Genomic DNA, 22,961 nt, shown 5'->3' with positions numbered 1-22,961 from the left:
CGACGTCCATGAACATGCAGACGACGAGCCGCCTGACCGCGGCCGAGACGGCGCTGATCGAGGCCTTCAACCAGCAGATCGGCGAGCTGCCGGGCAATGGCGCGGTAACAGCGCTGCGCGACCGGCTTCTCGACGACCTGAAGAAGGCCGGCCTGCCGACGCGCCGGATCGAAGACTGGCATTATACCGACCTCAAGAACCTGCTGCGCACCGTTCCGCCGCAGGCGGGCGATGCCGGCTCGGAGGCTTTGGAGCCGCTCGTTGCCGAGGCCACGGTGCTGGCGGTGATCCAGGGCCATTCCAACCAGAAGGCTGCCGCCGATGGTCTTGGCGTTTCGGCCTATTCCGAACGTCTGCTTGACGGCTCAGCCGCAGGCGGGCTCGATGCGCTCGGCAGCGACGATGCGGTCGGCCGCATCAATGGAAGCTTTGTGCGCGACGGCTATGTCATCGACGTGCCTGCCGATACCGAGCTTGAAAACCCGCTTGAAATCCAGTTCATCCATGCGGGCGGGCAGACACATACGCGCCTTCCTGTGGCCTTTGGCGCCGGTGCCAAGGCGACGGTCATCGAGCGTCACCTCACGGTGACCGGCGATGCGGCCCTCGTGTCCCACGTCAGTGACATCACGGTGGGCGAAGGCACGGAACTGACCTGGATCATCCTGCAGCAGCAGGGAGCCGACGATACGCATCTCGGCCAGATCCGCATCGATCTCGGCGCTGACGCCAAGCTCCGGCTTTTCGTCATCAATGCCGGCGGCAAGCTGGTGCGCCAGGAGCTTAACATCAAGGTGACGGGCGAGGGCGCCGACCTGACGCTGCGCGGCATCAACCTGCTCGGCGGCGACAGCCATACCGACGTGACGATGGTGCTCGGCCACGACGTGCCGAATACCGGCTCGACCGAAGTGATCCGCAATGTCGTCTTCGACCGCGCCAAGGGGGTGTTCCAAGGCATGATCCGGGTCGCGCCCGATGCGCAGAAGACCGACGCCAAGATGGCCTGCAACACGCTGCTGATGTCCGACGATGCCGAATTCTCGGTCAAGCCCGAGCTCGAAATCTTCGCCGACGACGTGCAGTGCGGCCATGGCGCGACGGTGACCGATATCGACGCCAATCATCTTTATTACATGATGGCGCGCGGTATTCCGGAGAACAAGGCGCGGGCCATGCTCGTCAACGCCTTCGTCGCGGAGATCGTCGAGGAACTGGAAGACGAGGCCCTGGTCGAGGCGCTGGAAGGCGTGATTTCGGCCTGGCTCGAAAAGCACGCCTGATCGGATATATCAATGGACAAGATAGTGCCGGCCACGCAATACGACGTCGAAGCCATCCGTCGGGATTTTCCGATCCTGGCGGAGAAGGTGCACGGCAAGCCGCTGGTCTATCTCGATAACGGCGCATCGGCGCAGAAGCCGCAGGTGGTGATCGATGCCATCTCGCATGCCTATTCGCATGAATACGCCAATGTGCATCGCGGCCTGCACTATCTCTCGAATGCGGCCACGGACGCCTATGAGGCAGCGCGCGAGAAGGTGCGCCGCTTCCTCAACGCCCCCTCGGTCAACGACATCGTCTTCACCAAGAATTCGACGGAAGCGATTAACACTGTCGCCTACGGCTGGGGCATGCCGAAGATCGGTGAAGGCGACGAGATCGTCCTGACGATCATGGAGCACCACTCCAACATCGTGCCCTGGCACTTCATCCGCGAGCGGCAGGGCGCCAAGCTTGTCTGGGTGCCGGTGGATGACGAAGGCGCCTTCCATATCGAAGATTTCGAGAAAAGCCTGACGGAGCGCACCAAGCTCGTCGCCATCACCCATATGTCGAATGCGCTCGGCACGATCGTTCCCGTCAAGGAAGTCTGCCGGATCGCGCACGAACGCGGCATCCCGGTGCTGATCGACGGCAGCCAGGGCGCCGTGCATCTGCCTGTCGACGTGCAGGATATCGATTGCGATTGGTACGTCATGACCGGTCACAAGCTCTACGGCCCGTCGGGCATCGGCGTGCTCTACGGCAAGAAAGAGCGGCTTTTCGAGATGCGGCCGTTCCAGGGCGGCGGAGAGATGATATTCGAGGTCGCCGAGGATATGGTCACTTATAACGACCCGCCGCATCGCTTCGAGGCCGGCACGCCGCCGATCGTGCAGGCGATCGGGCTCGGTTATGCGCTCGACTACATGGAGAAGATTGGCCGCGAGGCGATCGCCCGCCATGAGGCCGATCTTGCCGCCTATGCGGTCGAGCGGCTGAAATCCGTCAATTCGCTGCGTGTCTTTGGGACGGCGCCCGACAAGGGAAGCATCTTTTCCTTCGAGCTTGCCGGTATCCATGCCCATGACGTCTCGATGGTGATCGACCGGCAGGGTGTTGCGGTGCGGGCCGGCACACATTGCGCCATGCCGCTCTTGAAACGCTTCGGCGTCACATCCACATGCCGTGCATCCTTCGGCATGTACAATACCCGCGCCGAGGTCGATGCCCTGGCCGATGCGCTTGAATATGCGCGCAAGTTCTTTGCTTGAGGAGTGTCCGTGATGAGCCTGGACGAAAGCGAACAGAAGATCGACGTGCGCGAAGGCATCGTGCATTCCAGCATTCCGGCCGATGAGCTGGCTCGGCTGAGCGACGATGTCATCAGCGCGCTGAAGACCGTCTACGATCCGGAGATTCCCGCCGACATCTTCGAACTTGGTCTGATCTACAAGATCGACATCGAAGACGACCGGATGGTGAAAATCATGATGACGCTGACCGCCCCCGGTTGCCCGGTTGCCGGCGAGATGCCCGGCTGGGTCGAAAACGCCGTCGGCGCCGTCGAAGGCGTATCGGGCGTCGAGGTGGCCATGACCTTCGATCCGCCGTGGACGCCGGATCGTATGTCCGAAGAGGCGCAAGTCGCCGTCGGCTGGTACTGACATCCCGCGGTATTGATCCGTTTACTTCAGGGTACTACATTTGAGTCACGATGCGCCGGATCTTGACCCCGGTTGCGGAAGGAGAATGAGCCGATGGGCTTTGCAATCATGAGCATGACGGACGGTGCTGCGGCCCGCGTCAAAGCGATCGTCGAGAATTCGGGTGCTGATGCCAAGGGCGTGCGCGTCGGCATCAAAAAGGGCGGCTGCGCCGGGATGGAATATACCATTGACCTGGTGACCGAGCCCAATGCCAAGGACGATTTGATCGAGCGCGATGGTGCAAAAGTCTGGGTCGAGCCGTCGGCAGCCCTCTATCTGCTCGGCACAGAAATGGGCTTCGAGACGACGACGCTCCGCTCCGGCTTCACCTTCACCAATCCGAACCAGACATCGGCCTGCGGCTGCGGCGAATCCGTCGAGCTGAAGCCCGCCGATCTCGCAGCCCTTGCCGCCCAGCGCCAGGGCGAGCCGGCGCATTCCTGATAGCCGCGCCATTCAGGCTGGCGGGAAATTCTCAGCCAGCCAATTCTCGATGAAATCCGGGCGTGCTCAGTCGCGCTTGATGCTCATCAGCATTTCCCACATGTCGGCGCCGGTCTCGAAGACCACGGCATTTGCCTTGTAGCTCTGCTCGGCTTCGATCAGGTCGGTGAGTTCCGTGGCCGGATCGACATCTGACGTCGTCGGGCTGACGACGGCCTGCACGCCGCCTGACACAACGGAGGTGAGGCTGGTGTTCAGCCTAGCATAGCCCGGCGTGCTGCTGTTTGCGATGTTGTTCGCAATTGCGCCGACCCGCATCGTCTGTGCCCGCATTCCCGAAAGAGCAGTGCTCGCAATACCCGATAGGCTCATCAGCCGTTTCCCCAGAACTGGATGGTAGCCTTGTATGCGCAAGGGCTTAGGGAATGCTGAAGGCTTTGCGTTAGTAAAAGCCTTAGGTCAGGGCCTTGTGTCGTCGCGTCTGTTCAGGATTGGTACGGCACTGTATCCAGGATAAGCGGCAGTGGAGCCTGCGGCGGCGATAAGAGACGCCGCCACCAGGGTCGACATGGGCGATGCGGCGGCTGCAAATGCAAGCGCCGCAGCCAGGATGAGCAACTGGCCGATGATCAGCCGGCGTCGATTGACCGGGTTCCCGAACGACCGCAACGGAGGCCATTCGGGTCCGTGACAGAGCGCTTCATAACAAGTGTCGACGAAAGCTGATCCGTTGGCGGCGGCCTTCGCCAGAAGACCAAATCTTCCGAGTTGGGGATCCTCAAGTGTCCGGATAGTGGTCATGACATTACCCTTTCCAGCCGGCGGCGAGCCGGCTATTCGGCGTTCCGGGTTGTTTCGAACAGGAACCAGGCGCGGCGTTCCGTCTCGTCGATCCAGACTTCGAGCAGGCTGGATGTGGCGACGTCGTTATGCTCGGCGCAAACCTCGTGCGCCTGCTGCATGAACGAGATGAGCTGCTGGTTGTCGTCTTTCAGTTCGGCGAGCATGTCGCGCGGCGTGACGAAATCGGCATCATTGTCGAGAAGGCGCTGCAGCCGGCCGATATGACCGATCGAGCGAATCGTCATGCCGCCGATCTTGCGGGCGCGCTCGGCGATCGCATCGGTCATCGCGAAAATCTGGTCGCCTTGTTCGTCGAGCAGGAGGTGATAATCGCGAAAATGCGGGCCGCTCATATGCCAATGGAAGTTCTTGGTCTTGAGATAGAGGGCAAAGGTATCGGCAAGCAGCGCTGCCAGCGCGCCCGAGATGTCGGCGGTCGCGTTGGAGGCAAGGTCGGACGGAGTGGCAAGCGACGCCTTGCGACGGTTTTCGAGTTCGATACGGTCCATGGCTGTTCTCCCTGGCTGGGGATTTCGGGAATGAGCAATCTGGCTGCGCGGCCGTCAATTTGGCGTTCCTGCTTCGCTGGCCTTGAAAGAACCGTAGAGCAGGTTTGGAAAGCAGGACATTCAATGCTGGTGTAGCCGGACCTATCCTTCTGTTTAGGTCTCAGCGGGCGCCACGAGCGTGGGCATATGATATCAACAAGATCCCCCATACCTATGTATAGTTTCGTGGCCTGCTGCCGGGACGTAAGGTCTGGCTGTCTCTCTCTCGGAAGTGACTTCCATGTGGAGACCGGCACCGCGAATGTGCCGATAGACATCGGCATGTCCCCTCCCGCGCCGAGTCTCGTGGATCCCAATGATCCGCCAGGACCGCTCCGCCCCCTCGGAGCGGTCCGATCTTTTTTAAGAGGATGTCCGCGCCATCTATCGCATGGCATCCTTTTGCATTGATAATAGGCGCTGACCCTCGGCGGATTTGTGGAGCAGGTGATGACCAAGAAGCGGCCGAAAGGCATCGAGAAATACACGGCCCCCGCCGGCGGTTGGGGTGCACTCAAAGCCGTTGCCGAAACCCTTGCGCGCCAGCAGGTCATTGCGCAGGGGGCTGCGACGCTGCTGAAAGCCAATCAGCCCGAGGGCTTCGATTGTCCGGGCTGCGCTTGGCCCGATCCCAAACATACGAGTTCGTTCGAGTTCTGTGAAAACGGCGCCAAGGCGATCACCTGGGAATCCACGGCGAAACGTGCCGGGCCTGACTTTTTCGCGGCGCATATGGTCGCCGAACTGTGGCAATGGAACGACCATCAGCTGGAAGACCAGGGCCGCCTGACGCACCCGCTGGTCTATGATCATGCCAGCGACCGTTACCTGCCGATCGGCTGGGAGGAAGCCTTTACGCTGATCGGCGCCGAACTGCGCAAACTGCCCGATCCTGACATGGCCGAATTCTACACATCGGGACGCGCCTCGAACGAGGCAGCCTTCCTGTTCCAGCTTTTCGTCAGGGCCTACGGCACCAACAATTTTCCCGACTGCTCGAACATGTGCCATGAGGCGACCAGCGTCGGCCTGCCACAGTCAATCGGGGTCGGGAAGGGCACGGTAACCCTCGAAGATTTCGATCATGCCGATGCGATCTTCAGCTTCGGCCACAATCCCGGCACCAACCACCCGCGGATGATGACCACTCTGCATGATGCCGCGAGGCGCGGCGTCCCGATCGTGGTCTTCAATCCCCTGAAAGAACGCGCGCTCGAGAAATTTGCGGCACCGCAGAACCCGGTGGAAATGGCGACTATGTCTTCGACGCCGATCGCATCGGCTTATCATCAGCTGCGCACCGGCGGGGATCTCGCTGCCCTCAAGGGCCTGATGAAGCGGATATTCGAGCGCGACGAGGCCGATATCGCGGCAGGCGGCAAAGGCTTTCTCGACCGGGAATTCATCGAAGCCCACACGATCGGACTGGAGGCGCTCAAGGCCGATATTGCAAAGACGGAGTGGGCGTCGATTCTGAAGAGATCAGGATTGACGCTCGAAGCGCTCGACAGCGCCGTTGATGTCTATCTCAACGCCCGCAACGTCATCCTCTGCTATGGCATGGGCATCACCCAGCACAGCCACGGCACCGCCAATGTTCAGCAGCTTGCCAATTTCCTGATGTTGCGGGGAAATATCGGCCGCCGGGGCGCCGGTATCTGCCCGCTGCGGGGGCATTCGAACGTTCAGGGCGACCGGACCGTCGGAATTACCGAGATCCCCAACACGGCGCTTCTCGACGGCATGGAGAAGGCCTTTGGCTTTCGCCCGCCGGAGGAGAAGGGCCATAACGCCGTCGAGGCCATCGAGGCGATCATCGAAGGCCGGTCGAAGGCGCTGGTCTGCCTCGGCGGCAATCTCGCCGTCGCCATATCCGATCCGGAGGTGACGTTCGAAGGCATGCGCAAGCTCGACCTTGCGGTCCATCTGGCGACAAAACCCAACCGCTCGCACCTGCTGATCGCCCGAACCTCCATCATCCTTCCTGTCCTCGGCCGCACCGACCAAGACATTCAGGAGACGGGACCACAATCGGTGACCGTCGAGGATTCCATGTCGATGGTGCACGCCTCGCGCGGCTTCCTGAAGCCGCCCGGCGACCAGTTGAGGTCCGAACCGGCCATTATTGCCGGCATCGCCAAGGCAACGCTTGGCGCTAAATACGATATCGACTGGGACGGGATGGTCGCTGACTACAACCGCGTTCGGGAAAAGATCGAAGTGGTCTTTCCCGATTTCCAAGATTTCAACAGCCGTGTCAGGAAACCGGGTGGTTTCCGGCTGACGGTGGCGGCCTCCGACCGGCAATGGCGCACGCCCTCAGGAAAAGCACAGTTCCTCATCGCGCCTGGCCTGGAGGAAGATCCGCGCCTTGCAGACGCAGACACACTGGTTCTGACAACGCTGCGCAGTCACGACCAGTACAACACGACAATCTACAGCCTTGACGACCGCTATCGAGGTGTCTTCGGCCGCCGTGACGTGATCTTCATGAACAGCGGGGATCTCTCCGCACGCGGCCTCGCCGATGGCGATAAGGTTGATATCGAGTCGGTCGCTGAAACCAGCAGCAGGGCGGTTAGAGGCTTTACCGCCGTGGCCTACGACATCCCGGTTGGCTCCATCGCCGGATATTATCCCGAGATGAACAGGGTCATCGCGCTTGGCGATTACGACCGGAAATCGGGAACGCCTGCCTACAAAGGCGTGCCGGTGAAGGTGCAGAAGTCCGCGTGAGGACGGGGCAAGCGGGCTTCGGCTATCGCGACGCCACCCAGTCGTGCCAATCGCTTTCATTGCCGTTGAACACGTTGAGGTCGATCTTGCCGTCAACGCCATCGGAAAGGCCGGAGCCGGAATATTGCCAGAAGAGCCACTTGCGGCCCGGATAGACCTTGGAGGGGTGAGCGGCCACGGAGCGCAGCCAGAAGGGGTAGTCGAGCAGTTGGCCCTTCAAGTTGTCGCGGTAGAAGTCCGGCGCCGTGTAGATGATCGGGCGCTGGCCGTAATAGCGCTCCAGCTTGTCCATGAAGACCTGCATCTTTTCCCGGACACGTGTAGGCGAGATGCGCCTCTTGCAGCTCGATTCGCCATTCCATTCAACGTCGATGACGGGCGGAAGAGCGTTGGCTTCCCTTGGCACGTTGCGGATGAACCAGTCGGCCTGCTCGCCGGCTGTCCGGCACCAATAGAAGAAGTGATAGGCGCCGTGTTTCAGGCCGGCTTCCTTGGCCCGGCGCCAGTTCTTCTTGAACATCGGATCGAGGTGATCGCCGCCGTCGGTCGCCTTGATGTAGACGAAGTTCGCGCCTTGCCGCCGCAACGTCTCCCAATCGATCTCGCCCTGCCAGCGCGACACGTCGACGCCGTGCACGGCAAGCTTTCTCGGCGAGGTGGAGCCGAAGTTGATCGGCTTGGCATCGCGGAAGTGGTGGCCGTAAATTTGGCCGCGTGTCGGCGACCTCGTGCCGATATCGGGCATCGCATTGCCGGCAGGGTTGGTCGGCATCAGCAGGGCGACCGGCTTTTCCGTCGGCATCGGCATGCCGACCGGCCTGTCTGCGGGCACCAGCGCCTGCGGCTCTGGAACCTCTCCTGTCCAGCTCAACGCCTGCTGCGGCGGGCTTGCCTGCGGCGCAGGATCGCCCACGGCGGCAGCCGGTATCGGGCCGCTCGGCTGGGTGATGGCGTTGGTCGTTTCCCGCGACGGTACAGGGGTGAGCACATCTTCGGCGCCAGAACTGGCGGCGCATCCCGAGAGGATCAGGGCGGCGAGGAGGATTGCTGGCACAGCCGATGGACGCATAAGAACCTGCACGCAAAACAAGGGATCGACGGTGATCCATGTTGATGGAAGCCGCCTTTATGAATTGCTAACAGAGACTTGCTAAGAAAGGTTAAATTTGATCCTTGAGCGCCAAAGCATGCAGCCCCTCCCAACCTGTGGAAGGGGCTTTGCCTGACGCTGCTACTCGGCCGCCTCGGCGTAGCTTTCCACCAGCGGGCAGGTGCAGATCAGGTTGCGGTCATCGTAGACGTTGTCGACGCGGTTGACCGGCGACCAGTATTTGTCGACGCGGAAGGCGCCGGGCAGGAAGCCGGATCTGAGACGGCCGTGCCGGAGTGGTACGACAGCCTCAGCGACTGGCTCTCATGCCCGCTATTAGAATATCGATGAGTTGCCTTGCCGCATCCCGCCAGGCGGGGCCACAGCTGATGCTCGCGCCGCCCGCCAGGGCGCGCAGGATATCGAGCGGGTCCATCGCCAGACGGATTTCATCGGCGGCGACTGCGCGATCCACCAGCAGATTGACCGCACCTATGATCAAATCGGCAGAATCGGCATAGAGCTCGGAGGTGCCGCCGACCAAAGAATCCAGCACCTCGGACATGCCGTGTTTCGTCACGACATAATCCACGAACTGCGCGAGCCACAGGCGAAGCGCTTCGACAGGCGGATGCGTCTCGGCAAGGCTTTTGGCGGCAGCGGCAAGCTGCGCCGTCTCGTTGCGGTAGATGGCGGAAACCAGTGCATCGCGCGTCGGGAAATGGCGATAGAGCGTGCCGATTCCGACGCCGGCGATGCGGGCGATTTCCTCCAGGCTGGCGCTGGAACCCTTGTCGGCAAAGACGGTCTTTGCCGTTTCCATCAGCAGAAGACGATTGCGTTCGGCATCCGCACGCGGCTTTCGGATGGTGGGCTCGTCACTTTTTTCGGCCATTTCCGAAAAGTCCCCTTGATAAGCGGAGGCGCCCTCCATATTTATCTGGAGGCATCCTCCTTTTATTTCATTTGAGGCCGGCGGGCAATGGTCCACCAGCCTGGAGCGGTGCGTCCATAGTCAAGGAGATAATCATGAGTGGACCTTTTGGCGCGATATCGACTACCGATGAGCTGCTCGCCGGCGTCGATCTCAAGGGCAAGCGTGTTCTGGTGACGGGTGTTTCGGCCGGCCTCGGCGTGGAAACCGCGCGCGTGCTGGCAACCCATGGAGCGCAGGTGGTGGGTACGGCACGCGACCTTGCAAAGGCGAGGGCGGCAACGGAAATCGTGCGCGCCGGTGCGGCCAATGGCGGCAGCCTTGTTATCGTCGAGCTTGATCTTGCCTCCCTGGCAAGCGTGCGCGCCTGTGCCGATGCGCTCATTTCGGATGGCCGCCCTTTCGATGTCGTCATTGCCAATGCCGGCGTGATGGCCGCTCCCTTCGGCCGCACCGCCGATGGCTTCGAAACGCAGTTCGGCACCAACCATCTCGGTCATTTCGTGCTGGTCAACCGCATCGCACCGCTCGTCAAATCGGGCGGCCGAGTGGTGATCGTCGCATCCTCGGGCCATCGCATGGCACCTTTCAGCCTCGACGATCTCAATTTCGAGAGCAAGACCTATGAGCCCTGGGCGGCTTATGCCCAGTCGAAAACCGCAAATATCCTGTTCGCCGTGGAACTTGACCGGCGCCTCAAGGAGCGCGGCATCCGTGCAACGGCACTGCATCCCGGCGGCATCCAGACCGAGCTCGACCGTCATCTCGACCCTGACATGATTGAAGGCCTGATAGCGCAGATCAACGCAGCACTCGCCGCCGAGGGCAAGCCGCCCTTCCAGTGGAAGACGATCCCGCAGGGTGCGGCTACCTCCGTCTGGGCAGGTTTCGTCGCCCCGGCAGACGCGGTCGGCGGCAGATATTGCGAGAACTGCCACGTCTCCGAAGTGACGGATGCGGAGATCAGCCCGATTTCCGAAGGCGTGCGCCCCTACGCGCTCGATCCCGAGACAGCCAGGGCATTGTGGGCCAAAAGCGAGGATATGGTCGGCGAGCGCTTCTAGAGCATGATGCCGAAAAGTGTAAGCGGTTTTCGGACGACATCATGCTCTAATTATATAATGTAGAACAGGATTCAGATTTTAGGCCGAGCGGGCCTAAAATCATCCTGTTCTAGGCCGTAAACCGGCACGCTTCGACGCTGATAGAGAGCAGGGGAACTGGGAAACTGGTGCCTCTGCCGAGGAATTGAACCTGGATCGGCTGCTAACCAGACAGCTGCTCTTACGTTGAGCTACGCGGGGCGTAGCGTGTTATGCCAGAAATGACGTTCGCAGGCGAACGGAGCTTCGATTGACGGTTAGAGAGCAAGGTTAGCTGCGCATTTCTATCGGAATTAGGAAAGCCCCTCCCATGATGGAAGGGGCTTGGATTGCTCGGCCCGTCGCTACAGCGTCAGGCTTGACCGCTATTCGGCGGCCTCTGCGTAGCTTTCCACCGGCGGGCAAGTGCAGATCAGGTTGCGGTCGCCATAGACATTGTCGACGCGGTTGACCGGTGACCAGTATTTGTCGACGCGGAAGGCGCCGGGCGGGAAGCAGGCCTGTTCGCGCGAATAGGGACGATCCCATTCGCCGACGAGGTCTTCCACCGTGTGCGGCGCGTTCTTCAGCGGGTTGTTCACCTTGTCCATGCGGCCATCCTCGATGGCACGGGCTTCCTCGCGGATCGCCAGCATCGCCTCGCAGAAACGGTCGAGTTCGGCCTTGGTCTCGCTTTCCGTCGGCTCGATCATCAGCGTGCCGGCGACTGGCCAGCTCATGGTCGGCGCATGGAAGCCGCAGTCGATCAGCCGCTTGGCGACGTCGTCGACCGTGACGCCTGAGCTGTCGACCAGCGGGCGGGTGTCGATGATGCATTCATGCGCGACGCGGCCGGTCTCCGACTTGTAGAGCACGTCATAGGCGCCCTTCAGCCGGGTGGCGATATAGTTGGCGTTGAGGATCGCCACCTTGGTCGCCTGCGTCAGGCCTTCGCCGCCCATCATCAGGCAATAGCTCCAGGAGATCGGCAGGATCGAGGCGGAGCCGAAGGCGGCGGCTGAAACCGCACCCGAACGGCCGTCGGTTTCGGGATGGCCGGGCAGATAGGGGGCCAGATGCGCCTTGACGCCGATCGGGCCCATGCCGGGTCCGCCGCCGCCATGCGGAATGCAGAAGGTCTTGTGAAGGTTCAAGTGCGAAACGTCGGAGCCGATGTCACCGGGGCGGGACAGGCCGACCATGGCATTCATGTTGGCGCCGTCGAGATAGACCTGGCCGCCATGCTCATGCACCAGATCGCAGATTTCCTTGACGGTCTCCTCGAAGACGCCGTGCGTCGAAGGGTAGGTAATCATGCAGCAGGCTAGGTTTGCCGCATGCTGCTCCGCCTTGGCGCGGAAATCGTCGAGATCGATATCGCCGTTTTCACGCACCTTGACGACGACCACCTTCATGCCGACCATCTGGGCAGAAGCCGGGTTGGTGCCATGCGCAGAGGTCGGGATCAGGCAGACGTCGCGATGGGTATCGCCATTGGCGATATGATAGTTGCGGATCGTCAGCAGCCCGGCATATTCGCCCTGTGCGCCGGAATTCGGCTGCATGGAGAAGGCGTCGTAGCCGGTGATGGCGCAGAGCTTTTCGATCAGGTCGTCGATCATCTCGCGGTAGCCGAGCGCTTGGTCGGGTGGCACGAAGGGATGGATGTCGGAAAATTCCGGCCAGGTGATCGGCAGCATTTCCGCCGTCGCGTTGAGCTTCATCGTGCAGGAGCCGAGCGGGATCATGGAGCGGTCGAGCGCCAGATCGCGATCGGAAAGCCGGCGGATGTAACGCGTCATCTCGCTTTCGGCGCGGTTCATGTGGAAGATCGGATGGGTGAGGTAATCGCTGGTCCGAAGCAGGCCCTTCGGCAGGCGGTAGGAAGGCTCGAAATCGGCAATGGTGAAATTGCCGCCGAAGGCGCGCCAGACGGCTTCGAGCGTCGCCGGCCGGGTGCGTTCGTCGAGGCTCATGCCGATTTTGGTTTCGCCGACCTTGCGCAGATTGACGCCTTCGGCGACGGCGGCACGCAGGATGAGGCCCTGCATGTGGCCGACATCGACGGTGATCGTGTCGAAGAAAGTGTCGGGTTCGACCTTGTAACCGAGATTTTCCAGCCCCTTGGCCATCAGCACGGCTTTCTGGTGCACCTGCTGGGCGATCGCCTTGATGCCCTTCGGGCCGTGGAAGACGGCGTACATCGAGGCCATGACGGCCAGCAGCACCTGGGCGGTGCAGATGTTCGACGTCGCCTTCTCGCGGCGGATGTGTTGCTCACGGGTCTGCAGCGACAGGCGATAGGCGCGGTTGCCGCGGGCGTCGACGGAAACGCCGACGAGGCGGCCGGGCATCGAGCGCTTGATGGCATCCTTGACCGACATGTAGGCTGCATGCGGACCGCCGTAACCGACCGGGACACCGAAGCGCTGCGAGGATCCGACGGCAATATCGGCGCCCATTTCGCCGGGCGATTTCAGCAGCGTCAGCGCCAGGATATCGGCGGCGACGATCGCGATGGCGCCAGTCTGGTGCAGGCGCGAGATCAGGCCGGTAAAATCATGCACGTGACCGTGCGTGCCGGGATACTGGAAGATCGCGCCGAAGACGTCGACAGGATCGAGATCGGTGAAGGGATTGCCGACGATGACGCTCCAGCCGAGCGGCTCGGCGCGGGTGCGGATGAGGGCGATGGTCTGCGGATGGCAGTCGGCATCGACGAAGAAGGCTTTTGCCTTCGACTTGGCGACGCGCTCGGCAATCGCCATGCCTTCGGCGGCAGCAGTCGCCTCGTCGAGCAGAGAGGCGTTGGCGACGTCGAGGCCGGTGAGGTCGCAGACCATCGTCTGGTAGTTCAGGAGCGCTTCCAGGCGGCCCTGGCTGATCTCCGGCTGGTAAGGCGTATAGGCGGTGTACCAGGCCGGGTTTTCCAGGATGTTGCGCTGGATGACCGGCGGCGTGATCGTGCCGTAATAACCCTGGCCGATCAGCGAGACCAGCACCTTGTTCTTGTTGGCGGTCTCGCGCAGCTTGTCGAGCGCCTCGCGCTCGGTCATCGGCGCGCCCCAGACGAGCGGCGCCTTCTGGCGGATCGAGGGCGGCAGCGTCGCGTCGATCAGGCCGTCGAGGCTGTTGTAACCGATCACCTTCAGCATGTCGGTCATCTCGGCCGGCGAGGGGCCGATATGGCGGCGATTGGCGAAATCGTAGGGCTGATAGTCGGTGAACTGGAATTCTGTCGGCGTCGTCATTACGCAGTGAGCTCCTTGTAGGCCGCCTCGTCGAGCAGGCCATCGGCGTCCGCAGCATTTGCAAGCTTGAGCTTGAAGAACCAGCCGGCGCCCTGAGGATCGGAATTGACCAGCGACGGATCTGCAACGATGGCCGGATTGACCTCGGTGATCTCGCCGTCAAGCGGACAATAGACGTCTGAAGCAGCCTTGACGGATTCAACGGTCGCGGCATTGCCGTTCTTGGAGAAGGTCGCGCCAACTTCCGGCAGTTCGACGAAAACCAGGTCGCCGAGCTGATCGACGGCATAGGTGGTGATTCCGACCGTCGCAACGCCGCCTTCGATCTTCAGCCATTCGTGTTCTTCGGTAAATTTCAGCATTGTTCGTCCTCTCTGGAAAAGGTTTAGCGTTTGTAGGTCGGTGTGACGAAGGGCAGGGCGCTGACGGCGGTCGGCAGATATTTGCCGCGCACCTCGGCGTAGACGAGTGTGCCTGCCGCGGCATGGGAGAGCGGCACGTAGCCCATGGCGACGGGGCCTTCGACGCTGGGGCCAAAGCCGCCCGAGGTGACTTCGCCGATTTCGACCTTGCCCTCGGCATCGGCATAGAGCTTGGCATGGCCGCGCACCGGCGCCTTGCCTTCCGGCTTCAGGCCGACGCGGCGGCGCGCGGCGCCGTTTTCGAGTTCGGACAGGATGCGGCCAGAGCCCGGGAAGCCGCCGGCGCGCGCGCCGTTGCCGCGCCTTGCCTTCTGCATGGCCCATTCCAGCGCCGCCTCGACCGGCGAGGTGGTCGTGTCGATATCGTTGCCGTAGAGGCAGAGGCCGGCTTCCAGGCGCAGCGAATCGCGGGCGCCAAGGCCGATCGCCTGGACATCGGGATGTTCGAGTAACCGCATGGTGACATCCACGGCCTTGTCTGATGGAATCGAGATCTCGAAGCCGTCCTCGCCGCTATAGCCGGAGCGGGAAACAAGACAGGAAACATCGTGCAGGCGGCAGTGGCGCACGTCCATGAATTTCATCGCCGCGACGTCGGCCCAGAGTTCGGCGAGAACCTCGACCGCGCGCGGTCCCTGCAGCGCGATCAAAGCACGGTTGAGAAGGGTGATGTCGCACTGATCGCCGATATGGGCCTGCAGATGAGCGAGATCGGCCTCCTTGCAGGAAGCGTTGACGACGATGAAAAGGTGATCGTCGAGATGAGTGATCATCAGATCGTCGAGAATGCAGCCGGTATCATCGGTGAAGAAGCCATAACGCTGGCGGCCTTCGGCAAGGCCAAGGATATCGACCGGCACCAGGCTTTCGAGCGCCAGCGCTGCATCCTCGTACCTGCCCGATTTCGCCTTCACGATGACCTGGCCCATGTGGGAGACATCGAAGAGGCCGGCTTCGGCGCGGGTATGAACATGCTCCTTCATGACGCCTGCGGGGTATTGCACCGGCATGTCGTAACCCGCGAACGGCACCATGCGGGCGCCGAGCGAAAGATGCAGGGCATGCAGCGGGGTTTTCTTCAGGGCAGCAGTATCGTCCAAAAGACGCCTCCGGGGTTTGCGCCTTCTCGCGAAGGCGCGGGCTCAAATCTGAAGGCGCGGCTGCGCACTTCTCTCCTGAGCCCCCTCTGTCCCTTTGCCTGAGATTGTTATCCCTTCGGCGAGCGTTTCGAGAACGCTTCTCTCCAGAGTTCCGTCTGCCCCTTGCTGGTCCTTTTGCCTGAGAGTTTCCGGGGCGGTTGCTCCTTCGGCACCGGTGGCGAAAGCACCGGCTTCTCCCAACAAGGTTGGCGCAATTATCCGGCGGGTGCAGCGCTTGGCAAGGCCAAATGTCGTGACCGGACAATTTTTTGTCGCCATATCCCGGCCAAGCCCCGATCTGCGGCAAATCTGTTTTTGCATTCCGTGGGGAAACCGGCTATCGCGACATGCTGTTGAAGGGGATCTCATGCGGCAGACCGGACTGAAAGCGACGCTCTTCCTGCGCATGCTTTGCGCATTGAGCCTGCTTTTGCTTGGCCTTGCCCACCAGGCACCTCAGGCTGTCGCCTCCGAAGGCTACGATGCAGCGGCCTATGTGCTGCCCGACGGTACCTTCGCCTCGCTCTGCATCACCGTGAAGGACACCGACGGCAAGACGGTCGCCTTCAAGCCGAATTGCGAAGCCTGCCGGCTGTCGGCCTCCGTCATCCTGCCGGCGCCGAATGTGGACTCCTGGCTCGAGCGCAAGCTCGCCGCGCTGATCAACGCGCCGATCGAAATATCAGCCATTACCGGCGCAAGCGCTGTCAGCCGGCCGAATTCCCGCGCACCTCCCATCCTCGCCTGATCTGCTTCCGCAACCCATGACGCAGCATGCCGGTCCGCCCGAGAGAGGTTCGTGGCCGGCGAGGAGATATCCGAGATGAAAACTATCAAGACATATGGCAAGACATTCGGGCTTGCCGCCCTTCTTTACGCGACCGCCTTTGCCGGCGCCGAGGCGCATGTGAGCTTCCTCGACAGAGAGGCGAAGCAGGACAGCACCATTCTTGCCACGCTGCAGGTGCCGCACGGCTGCGACGGCAAGGCGACAACGGAAGTGCGGGTCAAGCTGCCGGAAGGCTTCGTCTTCGCCAAACCGCAGCCGAAGGCCGGCTGGGAGCTTGAGGTGGTCAAGGGCGACTACCAGAAGACCTACGACAATCACGGCGACAAGGTGAAGACGGGCGTGATCGAAGTGCGCTGGAAGAACGGCAATCTCTCCGACGATTTCTACGATACCTTCGTCATCCAGGGTAAGGTATCAGGCGTCGAGGCCGGCACCTCGCTCGCCTTTCCGGTGACGCAGATGTGCGGCGAGACGGTGACGGCTTGGGATCAGGTGGCGGCGGAAGGCGGCGACGCGCATGGACTGAAAAGCCCGGCGCCGCTGTTGAAGGTCGTCGCCGGCGAAGACCATGGCCACGACCATGACGATATGGCCGGCATGAACATGTCCGGCATGGGCGCTGCCGCACCGGCTGGAGAAACGGTCAAGGCCGGCGATCTCGAAATTTCCGGCGGATTCGCCAAGGCAATGCTGCCCGGCCAGCCGGTCGGCGGCGGCTTTTTCACGGTGAAGAACAACGGTAAGACGGACGATCGCTTGCTGTCCGTGACGTCGCCTGTATCAGGCGAGGTTCAGATCCACGAGATGGAGACCAAGGATAACGTCATGCGGATGCGTCAGCTGAAGGACGGCATCGCCATCGCCGCTGGCGAGACGGTCAAGCTTGAGCCCGGCAACCTGCATCTGATGTTCCAGAAGGTGAAGTCGCCGTTCAAGCAGGGCGACACGGTGCCGGTGACGCTGACCTTCGAAAAGGCCGGCAAGGTCGATCTGGTCCTGCAGGTGCTCTCAGCCCAGGGCAAGTGAGAGCAGCGATTCAAAGTGCTACAGCGTCCTTTGCGCGTCTGAAAAGATGCGCGGCGCTGTAGTTAAAACAAAAAGCCCGCGACTGTCTTCGCAGTCGCGGGCTTTCGTTTGGGAGGCGATCGCCTCAGACGTCTTCGTAGGATCGCAGCGCCTGTTTCAGGCCGGCCTGCGGCTGGCGATTGCCCTTCGCCATCAAGTCGAGTGCAACTTCGGTCGACTGGATGATGCTGGAGGGCTCGTCTATTTCCTCGGTGCCTTCGGCCTGCAACTGCCGGTCGGCAACGCGCCGTGCGTCGCGCGCCGCAGTGCTCGTCGCGACACGCTGCGGGATTCGGAGTGACTCGAAAGCAACAGCGGCGGTGTTGGCCGATATGGACAGGAGCTGGGTCATGCCAATCACCGTATCGGCATGATCTTGGCGCCATCATAAGAAAATCATTGGCATTTTACAAAATGGTAAGAATTCATATGAGCTCGATTGGAATCACTTTCGCAAGGCGGTAAATCCGGCTCATGATCCAGGCTCTCCTTGTCGCCTTCGGCGGCGCTATCGGTTCCGTTCTCAGGTATTATGTCGGCCAGTGGGCGCTGAGGCTGATGGGCCCGGCATTCCCCTGGGGCACGCTCGCCGTCAATGTCGTCGGCTGCTTCGTCATCGGCGTCTTCGCCGAGCTCATCGCGCGGAAGTTCAACGCCTCAACGGAACTGCGCCTTTTGCTGATCACCGGTTTCCTCGGTGGCTTCACCACTTTTTCGGCCTTCTCGCTGGATGCCATCTCGCTGTTCGAACGCGGCGAGGCTGTCGCCGGCGGCATTTATATCGCTGCGAGCGTCGGATTTTCGATGGCGGCCGTCATCGCAGGCCTTGCTGTCATGCGCGCTTTGGCCTGATCTCTTTTCCGGTTTCCGTTTTGTGTGAAAATGCTCTAAAGGCTGCGGCAAGAACGCCGGCTTGGCCCGCGCAGCAATTTCCGAAAGATTTCTTATGGCTGGCATAGAACATATCAAGGTTGAACCCGACGAAGCCGGCATGCGGCTCGATCGCTGGTTCAAGGTGCACTTTCCGGGGCTCGGTTTCGGCCCGCTGCAGAAGCTGCTGCGCTCCGGCCAGGTGCGCGTCGACGGCGGACGTGTCAAATCGGATGCGCGCGTGCAGCCCGGCCAGACGGTGCGCGTGCCGCCGCTCGATGTCGATGCCAAGCTGAAATCCGGACCGATCGCCGGCAAGGATCTCAAGCATTCGACCGATTTCGAACTCCTGTCGCGCATGGTGCTGCACGAGGACGACAAGGTGATCGTGCTCAACAAGCCACCCGGTCTTGCCGTGCAGGGTGGCTCCGGCGTCGCCAGACATATCGACCAGATGCTCGAAGCCTGGACCAGCCCGAAGGGCGAGAAGCCGCGGCTCGTTCACCGTCTCGACCGCGACACCTCGGGCGTTCTCGTCATCGCCCGCACGCGCGGCGCCGCGCAGAAGCTGACGGCGGCCTTCCGCGAGCGCGACACCAAGAAGACCTACTGGGCGCTGGTCAAGGGTGTGCCGCGCAAACACGAGGACAAGATCTCGACCTGGCTCGTCAAGGAGCCGACGGCCGACGGCGACCGCATGCGCATCGCCAAGCACGGCGAGGACGGAGCAGATCACGCCGTTTCCTTCTATCGTGTGCTCGAAACCGCCGCCCAGAACCTCGCCTGGCTGGAGATGGAACCCTATACCGGACGGACCCATCAGCTGCGTGTGCACGCGCTGCATATCGGCCATCCGATCATCGGCGATCCGAAATATTTCGACGACGATCCGAATTGGGATTTTCCTGGCGGCGTCCAGAAGAAGCTGCATCTGCACGCGCGTCACATCGACATTCCGCACCCCTCCGGCGGGCGCCTGCGGATCAGCGCGCCGCTGCCGTCGCATATGGTGCAAACCTGGAACCTTCTCGGCCTCGATCTCGCCAGCGCCGAAAGGGACGCCGAATGAAACTGGCGCTTTTTGATTGCGATGGCACCCTGGTCGATAGCGCCGGCCTGATCCACGAAACCATGCGCAGGACCTTCGATAAGTTCGGCAAGCCGGAACCGCGCTTTGAAGACACCAAGGCCATTATCGGCCTGTCCCTCGATATTGCGATTGCCCGCATGCAGGGCAGGCAGCATGTGGAGCAGGAAGACATCGACATGACGGCGCATTACAAATCGCTGTTCTCGATCGTGCGTCAGGATCTCGATTACAAGGAGCCGCTGTTTCCCGGCATCCGCGAGATGATCGACGCGATCAGTGGACGCGATGACCTGCTGATCGGCGTGGTGACGGGCAAATCCAGGCGCGGGCTCAAGCTCGTGATGGAGACGCATGGCTTCGACAAGCATTTCATCGTCGCACGCACCGCCGACGATTGCCCCTCCAAACCGCATCCGGCCATGGTGACGGAATGCTGCGATGAAACCGGCATGAATGCTGCCGACACCATTGTCATCGGCGATGCGGTTTACGATATGCAGATGGCAAAGGCTGCCGGCGCCAAGGCGATCGGCGTTGCCTGGGGCTATGCCAGTGTGGGTGAGCTGATCGCCAACGGCGCTGATGCGATCGCCTACCATCCAAACGAGATATTGCGTCATTTTTCCTGAGGTGAGCCCATGCGCGATCTGCTGAACGACCTTTCCGAAGGCCTGAGCCATCCCGATCCCATCCGCCGCGCGCAGATCCAGATGAAGAAGCCGCTGCCGAAGCGCTTCTATACCGGCGTCTCCGTTGCCGAGCACGAGGCTGGTTTTGCGATCACGCTCGACGGCAAGATGGTGCGCACGCCGGCGCGCCAGGTTCTCGCCGTGCCGACCGAGGCACTCGCGCGGCTTGTCGCCGCCGAATGGCAGGTGCAGGGCGAAGAGATCAACCCGGTGAGCATGCCGGTGACCCGGCTCGTCAACACCGCAATCGACGGCGTTGCCGCCAACGCGCAGGCGATCTTCGAGGATATATTGCGCTTTTCATCCAGCGACCTCATCTGCTACCGCGCCGAGGAGCCGGAACTGTTGGTCGAACGCCAGGCCGAGCACTGGGATCCGGTGATCGACTGGGCAGCGACCGATCTCGGCGCCCGCTTCATCCTCGTCGAAGGGGTGATGCCGCAGGAGCAGCCGCGCGAGGCGACGGCCGCCTTCGCCGTTACGCTCGCGAGATATGATAGCCCGATGGCGCTGGCCGCCCTCCACACAGTCACCACGCTGACCGGCTCGGCGATCCTGGCGCTTGCCTTCGCCGAGGGCCGGGTGACGGTGGAGGAGGCCTGGTCGCTTGCCCATCTCGACGAGGACTGGACGATCGAGCATTGGGGCAGCGACGAGGAAGCCGAGCAGCGGCGGGCCAAGCGCTTTGCCGAGTTCAAAGCCGCAGCGGATGTTTTTTTCGCCCTAAGCGCCTGAAACATATTGCCTTCCAATGCATTATGACGAAGTCTGCGACTCCAACGGGGTGGTGCGGGATTTTGCAATGAATTGGCTGAGGTCGTGTTTTTGCCGGGCCGCACTTGTCTGTATCGCGCTCACGGCCTGCGTCAGCCTCTCGGCCACCAAGCCGGAGGCGCCGGTCTATGATGTGCGCAGCGCCGTCGTTCTCTCCGGTCCGAACATGCCGGCCGAGCTGCTTTCCGGCATCAACGACCGCGTCAACGCGGCGATCAACGCCACCGTGCGCGACACCGTGCTGCCGCGGGTGGTGCTGACGATCCGCGTGGTTTCTATCCAAAAGGGTCTCGGCTTCCAGAAGGACCGCAACGTCGCCAAGATCAGCATCGACGCGGCCTCGGTCGAGGACGGCTCGGTCATCGCCGTCAGCGCCTTCGACGTCACCAGCATCGCTGCCGATCCCAAGCTTGCCGATGAGATCCTGGCCGAGGACGCCGCAGCAAGGATACGCTCGGTTTTCTCACTCAGCGGGCGCGGGCGCTAAATAGTTAGAGCATGATGTTGACCGAAAACCGCGCACACTTTTCGGCATCATGCTCTAGCACATAATCTAACCGCCGGCCGCCCGCAGCGGCGAGGGAGATCGCATGAAGGAAATTCTCGAGGAACTGGAACGGCGTCGCGGCATCGCCCGCCTCGGTGGCGGCGAGGCGCGCATCGACGCCCAGCACAAACGCGGCAAGCTGACGGCGCGCGAGCGCATCGACCTCTTCCTCGACGAAGGCTCCTTCGAGGAGTTCGACATGTTCGTCGAACACCGCTCTACCGATTTCGGCATGGATAAGAGCCGGATTGCCGGCGACGGCGTCGTCACCGGCTGGGGCACGGTCAATGGTCGTACGGTGTTCGTCTTCGCCAAGGACTTCACCGTCTTCGGCGGCTCGCTATCGGAAGCGCATGCCGAGAAGATCATGAAGGTGCAGGACATGGCGCTGAAGAACCGCGCGCCGATCGTCGGCATCTATGATGCCGGCGGCGCCCGCATCCAGGAGGGCGTGGCGGCCCTCGGCGGTTATGCCGAAGTATTCCAGCGCAATGTGCTCGCCTCCGGCGTCATACCGCAGATCTCGGTGATCATGGGTCCCTGCGCCGGCGGTGACGTCTATTCGCCTGCGATGACCGATTTCATTTTCATGGTGCGCGATACCTCCTATATGTTCGTCACCGGTCCCGATGTGGTGAAAACCGTGACCAACGAGACGGTGACGGCCGAAGAACTCGGCGGCGCCGTGGTGCATACGGTGCGCTCGTCGATCGCCGATGGCGCCTATGACAATGATGTCGAAACGCTCTTGCAGGTTCGCCGGCTGATCGATTTCCTGCCGCTTTCGAATACCGCGCCGCTGCCGGAGATCGAATGTTACCAGTCGGTGACTGAGATCGACACCTCGCTCGACACGCTGGTGCCGGCGAGTTCCAACAAGCCTTACGACATCAAGGAACTGATCCGGAAGGTGGCCGACGAGGGGGATTTCTTCGAGATCCAGACGAGCTTTGCCAAAAACATCGTCTGCGGCTTCGGCCGCGTCGAAGGCTCCACCGTCGGTTTTGTCGCCAACCAGCCGATGGTGCTGGCCGGCGTTCTCGACAGCGACGCCTCACGCAAGGCGGCCCGTTTCGTGCGCTTCTGCGACTGCTTCAATATTCCGATCGTCACCTTCGTCGACGTGCCGGGCTTCCTGCCGGGTACGGCGCAGGAATATGGTGGCCTCATCAAGCACGGCGCCAAGCTGCTCTTCGCCTATGCCGAGGCGACGGTGCCGAAGCTCACCGTCATCACCCGCAAGGCCTTCGGCGGCGCCTATGACGTGATGGCGTCGAAACATCTGCGCGGTGATCTCAACTATGCCTGGCCGACGGCGCAGATCGCCGTGATGGGCGCCAAGGGCGCCGTCGAGATCATCTTCCGCAAGGATATCGCCGATCCGGAGAAGATCGCCGCCCATACGAAAATGTACGAGGACCGGTTTCTCTCACCCTTCGTTGCCGCCGAGCGTGGTTATGTCGACGAAGTGATCATGCCGCATTCCACCCGGCGGCGGCTGGCGCGCGGGCTGAAGATGCTGCGCAACAAGGATCTCGCCAATCCGTGGAAGAAACACGACAACATCCCGCTCTGACGGCTGCCGGCGATTAAAACTGTCCGGTCAGGTGTTTAGCCGCTGTCGAAAAAGTGAACGGCCGTCAGCGATCCGTGTGTTCAATCCTTGCCAAGGACA

Annotated in this window: 22 protein-coding genes and 1 riboswitch; of the genes, 14 read left to right on the top strand and 8 right to left on the bottom strand. The window is 61.8% G+C overall.

The window, feature by feature from the left end; genetic code table 11:
• Positions 1–8 precede the first annotated feature (8 nt).
• The 4 genes from sufD (at position 9) to sufA (ending at position 3,416) form a co-directional block, all read left to right on the top strand.
• Complete coding sequence (gene sufD / locus CUJ84_RS11105) at positions 9–1,283, top strand: Fe-S cluster assembly protein SufD (RefSeq protein WP_105006246.1); 1,275 nt, start codon at positions 9–11, stop codon at positions 1,281–1,283.
• Between the two features lie 12 nt (positions 1,284–1,295).
• Positions 1,296–2,537, top strand: a complete 1,242-nt coding sequence (locus CUJ84_RS11100) for a cysteine desulfurase (RefSeq protein ID WP_105006245.1) — start codon at positions 1,296–1,298, stop codon at positions 2,535–2,537.
• A gap of 12 nt (positions 2,538–2,549) precedes the next feature.
• Entirely contained in the window at positions 2,550–2,930 is a 381-nt protein-coding gene (locus tag CUJ84_RS11095) for an SUF system Fe-S cluster assembly protein (protein WP_003559708.1), read from the top strand.
• 93 nt (positions 2,931–3,023) lie between these two features.
• Positions 3,024–3,416, top strand: coding sequence for a Fe-S cluster assembly scaffold SufA (sufA, locus tag CUJ84_RS11090; protein WP_027684565.1), 393 nt, complete (start codon positions 3,024–3,026; stop codon positions 3,414–3,416).
• Positions 3,417–3,482: 66 nt separating this feature from the next.
• On the opposite strand, the gene CUJ84_RS11085 is transcribed toward sufA, so the two are convergent.
• Both CUJ84_RS11085 and CUJ84_RS11075 read right to left on the bottom strand, forming a co-directional pair.
• Positions 3,483–3,788, bottom strand: a complete 306-nt coding sequence (locus CUJ84_RS11085) for a flagellar basal body rod protein FlgC (RefSeq protein ID WP_105006244.1) — start codon at positions 3,786–3,788, stop codon at positions 3,483–3,485.
• 461 nt (positions 3,789–4,249) lie between these two features.
• Complete coding sequence (locus CUJ84_RS11075; protein ID WP_105006242.1) at positions 4,250–4,768, bottom strand: Dps family protein; 519 nt, start codon at positions 4,766–4,768, stop codon at positions 4,250–4,252.
• A gap of 489 nt (positions 4,769–5,257) precedes the next feature.
• On the opposite strand from CUJ84_RS11075, the gene CUJ84_RS11070 reads away from it, so the two are divergent.
• A complete protein-coding gene (locus CUJ84_RS11070; RefSeq protein ID WP_105006241.1) occupies positions 5,258–7,543 on the top strand; it encodes an FdhF/YdeP family oxidoreductase in 2,286 nt (761 codons plus the stop codon).
• Between the two features lie 22 nt (positions 7,544–7,565).
• On the opposite strand, the gene CUJ84_RS11065 is transcribed toward CUJ84_RS11070, so the two are convergent.
• Both CUJ84_RS11065 and CUJ84_RS11060 read right to left on the bottom strand, forming a co-directional pair.
• Positions 7,566–8,612: a glycoside hydrolase family 25 protein gene (locus CUJ84_RS11065; protein ID WP_105006240.1), complete on the bottom strand. Its 1,047-nt coding sequence runs from the start codon at positions 8,610–8,612 to the stop codon at positions 7,566–7,568.
• Between the two features lie 331 nt (positions 8,613–8,943).
• A complete protein-coding gene (locus CUJ84_RS11060) occupies positions 8,944–9,567 on the bottom strand; it encodes a TetR/AcrR family transcriptional regulator (RefSeq protein WP_105006239.1) in 624 nt (207 codons plus the stop codon).
• Positions 9,568–9,662: 95 nt separating this feature from the next.
• Between CUJ84_RS11060 and CUJ84_RS11055 the strand changes: the two genes are divergently transcribed.
• Complete coding sequence (locus CUJ84_RS11055) at positions 9,663–10,631, top strand: SDR family NAD(P)-dependent oxidoreductase (protein ID WP_199788806.1); 969 nt, start codon at positions 9,663–9,665, stop codon at positions 10,629–10,631.
• A 404-nt stretch (positions 10,632–11,035) separates the two neighbouring features.
• On the opposite strand, the gene gcvP is transcribed toward CUJ84_RS11055, so the two are convergent.
• From gcvP to gcvT, 3 genes are read right to left on the bottom strand one after another with little or no spacing between them, the layout of a single operon-like run.
• Positions 11,036–13,900: an aminomethyl-transferring glycine dehydrogenase gene (gene gcvP / locus CUJ84_RS11045; RefSeq protein WP_105006238.1), complete on the bottom strand. Its 2,865-nt coding sequence runs from the start codon at positions 13,898–13,900 to the stop codon at positions 11,036–11,038.
• Positions 13,900–14,262, bottom strand: coding sequence for a glycine cleavage system protein GcvH (gene gcvH / locus CUJ84_RS11040; RefSeq protein WP_017994172.1), 363 nt, complete (start codon positions 14,260–14,262; stop codon positions 13,900–13,902). The genes gcvP and gcvH overlap by 1 nt, the downstream gene beginning before the upstream one ends.
• Before the next feature lie 23 nt (positions 14,263–14,285).
• Entirely contained in the window at positions 14,286–15,422 is a 1,137-nt protein-coding gene (gene gcvT, locus CUJ84_RS11035) for a glycine cleavage system aminomethyltransferase GcvT (protein ID WP_105006237.1), read from the bottom strand.
• Positions 15,423–15,578: 156 nt separating this feature from the next.
• Positions 15,579–15,671, bottom strand: a riboswitch (glycine riboswitch).
• Between the two features lie 157 nt (positions 15,672–15,828).
• On the opposite strand from gcvT, the gene CUJ84_RS11030 reads away from it, so the two are divergent.
• Positions 15,829–16,209 (top strand): hypothetical protein, encoded by a 381-nt coding sequence (locus CUJ84_RS11030; protein WP_105006236.1) that lies wholly within the window; start codon positions 15,829–15,831, stop codon positions 16,207–16,209.
• A 75-nt stretch (positions 16,210–16,284) separates the two neighbouring features.
• Positions 16,285–17,277, top strand: coding sequence for a DUF1775 domain-containing protein (locus CUJ84_RS11025; protein ID WP_105006235.1), 993 nt, complete (start codon positions 16,285–16,287; stop codon positions 17,275–17,277).
• A 124-nt stretch (positions 17,278–17,401) separates the two neighbouring features.
• On the opposite strand, the gene CUJ84_RS11020 is transcribed toward CUJ84_RS11025, so the two are convergent.
• Positions 17,402–17,668, bottom strand: coding sequence for a hypothetical protein (locus CUJ84_RS11020; protein WP_027684578.1), 267 nt, complete (start codon positions 17,666–17,668; stop codon positions 17,402–17,404).
• Positions 17,669–17,790: 122 nt separating this feature from the next.
• Between CUJ84_RS11020 and crcB the strand changes: the two genes are divergently transcribed.
• The 6 genes from crcB to CUJ84_RS10990 all read left to right on the top strand — a co-directional run bounded on the left by crcB (position 17,791) and on the right by CUJ84_RS10990 (position 22,862).
• Positions 17,791–18,168, top strand: coding sequence for a fluoride efflux transporter CrcB (gene crcB / locus CUJ84_RS11015; protein WP_105006234.1), 378 nt, complete (start codon positions 17,791–17,793; stop codon positions 18,166–18,168).
• A 94-nt stretch (positions 18,169–18,262) separates the two neighbouring features.
• Entirely contained in the window at positions 18,263–19,255 is a 993-nt protein-coding gene (locus tag CUJ84_RS11010) for an RluA family pseudouridine synthase (protein WP_105006233.1), read from the top strand.
• Positions 19,252–19,905, top strand: coding sequence for an HAD-IA family hydrolase (locus CUJ84_RS11005; protein WP_105006232.1), 654 nt, complete (start codon positions 19,252–19,254; stop codon positions 19,903–19,905). Before CUJ84_RS11010 ends, CUJ84_RS11005 begins: the two co-directional genes overlap by 4 nt.
• Positions 19,906–19,914: 9 nt before the next feature.
• On the top strand, positions 19,915–20,700 hold the full coding sequence (locus CUJ84_RS11000; RefSeq protein WP_105006231.1) for an ATP12 family chaperone protein: 786 nt from the start codon (positions 19,915–19,917) through the stop codon (positions 20,698–20,700).
• Between the two features lie 67 nt (positions 20,701–20,767).
• Positions 20,768–21,226: a hypothetical protein gene (locus CUJ84_RS10995; RefSeq protein ID WP_105008154.1), complete on the top strand. Its 459-nt coding sequence runs from the start codon at positions 20,768–20,770 to the stop codon at positions 21,224–21,226.
• A 103-nt stretch (positions 21,227–21,329) separates the two neighbouring features.
• Complete coding sequence (locus CUJ84_RS10990; RefSeq protein ID WP_105006230.1) at positions 21,330–22,862, top strand: acyl-CoA carboxylase subunit beta; 1,533 nt, start codon at positions 21,330–21,332, stop codon at positions 22,860–22,862.
• Positions 22,863–22,961: the final 99 nt, after the last annotated feature.

The organism is Rhizobium leguminosarum, assembly GCF_002953715.1.
Classification (GTDB): Bacteria; Pseudomonadota; Alphaproteobacteria; order Rhizobiales; family Rhizobiaceae; genus Rhizobium; species Rhizobium leguminosarum_V.
The sequence above is the reverse complement of the archived record's forward strand: the minus strand, read 5'-3'. Positions and strand labels throughout refer to the sequence as shown.

Excerpts from the sequence above, each read along its gene's own strand:
- CUJ84_RS10995 (WP_105008154.1), top strand. The coding sequence starts at position 20,768 with ATGAATTGGCTGAGGTCGTGTTTTTGCCGGGCCGCACTTGTCTGTATC.
- CUJ84_RS11070 (WP_105006241.1), top strand. The coding sequence starts at position 5,258 with ATGACCAAGAAGCGGCCGAAAGGCATCGAGAAATACACGGCCCCCGCC.
- gcvH (WP_017994172.1), bottom strand. The coding sequence starts at position 14,262 with ATGCTGAAATTTACCGAAGAACACGAATGGCTGAAGATCGAAGGCGGC.
- CUJ84_RS10990 (WP_105006230.1), top strand. The coding sequence starts at position 21,330 with ATGAAGGAAATTCTCGAGGAACTGGAACGGCGTCGCGGCATCGCCCGC.
- sufD (WP_105006246.1), top strand. The coding sequence starts at position 9 with ATGAACATGCAGACGACGAGCCGCCTGACCGCGGCCGAGACGGCGCTG.
- CUJ84_RS11005 (WP_105006232.1), top strand. The coding sequence starts at position 19,252 with ATGAAACTGGCGCTTTTTGATTGCGATGGCACCCTGGTCGATAGCGCC.
- CUJ84_RS11055 (WP_199788806.1), top strand. The coding sequence starts at position 9,663 with ATGAGTGGACCTTTTGGCGCGATATCGACTACCGATGAGCTGCTCGCC.
- CUJ84_RS11060 (WP_105006239.1), bottom strand. The coding sequence starts at position 9,567 with ATGGAGGGCGCCTCCGCTTATCAAGGGGACTTTTCGGAAATGGCCGAA.
- CUJ84_RS11075 (WP_105006242.1), bottom strand. The coding sequence starts at position 4,768 with ATGGACCGTATCGAACTCGAAAACCGTCGCAAGGCGTCGCTTGCCACT.
- crcB (WP_105006234.1), top strand. The coding sequence starts at position 17,791 with ATGATCCAGGCTCTCCTTGTCGCCTTCGGCGGCGCTATCGGTTCCGTT.
- CUJ84_RS11085 (WP_105006244.1), bottom strand. The coding sequence starts at position 3,788 with ATGAGCCTATCGGGTATTGCGAGCACTGCTCTTTCGGGAATGCGGGCA.
- CUJ84_RS11000 (WP_105006231.1), top strand. The coding sequence starts at position 19,915 with ATGCGCGATCTGCTGAACGACCTTTCCGAAGGCCTGAGCCATCCCGAT.
- CUJ84_RS11020 (WP_027684578.1), bottom strand. The coding sequence starts at position 17,668 with ATGACCCAGCTCCTGTCCATATCGGCCAACACCGCCGCTGTTGCTTTC.
- CUJ84_RS11025 (WP_105006235.1), top strand. The coding sequence starts at position 16,285 with ATGAAAACTATCAAGACATATGGCAAGACATTCGGGCTTGCCGCCCTT.
- CUJ84_RS11030 (WP_105006236.1), top strand. The coding sequence starts at position 15,829 with ATGCGGCAGACCGGACTGAAAGCGACGCTCTTCCTGCGCATGCTTTGC.
- CUJ84_RS11095 (WP_003559708.1), top strand. The coding sequence starts at position 2,550 with ATGAGCCTGGACGAAAGCGAACAGAAGATCGACGTGCGCGAAGGCATC.
- sufA (WP_027684565.1), top strand. The coding sequence starts at position 3,024 with ATGGGCTTTGCAATCATGAGCATGACGGACGGTGCTGCGGCCCGCGTC.
- CUJ84_RS11100 (WP_105006245.1), top strand. The coding sequence starts at position 1,296 with ATGGACAAGATAGTGCCGGCCACGCAATACGACGTCGAAGCCATCCGT.
- CUJ84_RS11065 (WP_105006240.1), bottom strand. The coding sequence starts at position 8,612 with ATGCGTCCATCGGCTGTGCCAGCAATCCTCCTCGCCGCCCTGATCCTC.
- CUJ84_RS11010 (WP_105006233.1), top strand. The coding sequence starts at position 18,263 with ATGGCTGGCATAGAACATATCAAGGTTGAACCCGACGAAGCCGGCATG.
- gcvP (WP_105006238.1), bottom strand. The coding sequence starts at position 13,900 with ATGACGACGCCGACAGAATTCCAGTTCACCGACTATCAGCCCTACGAT.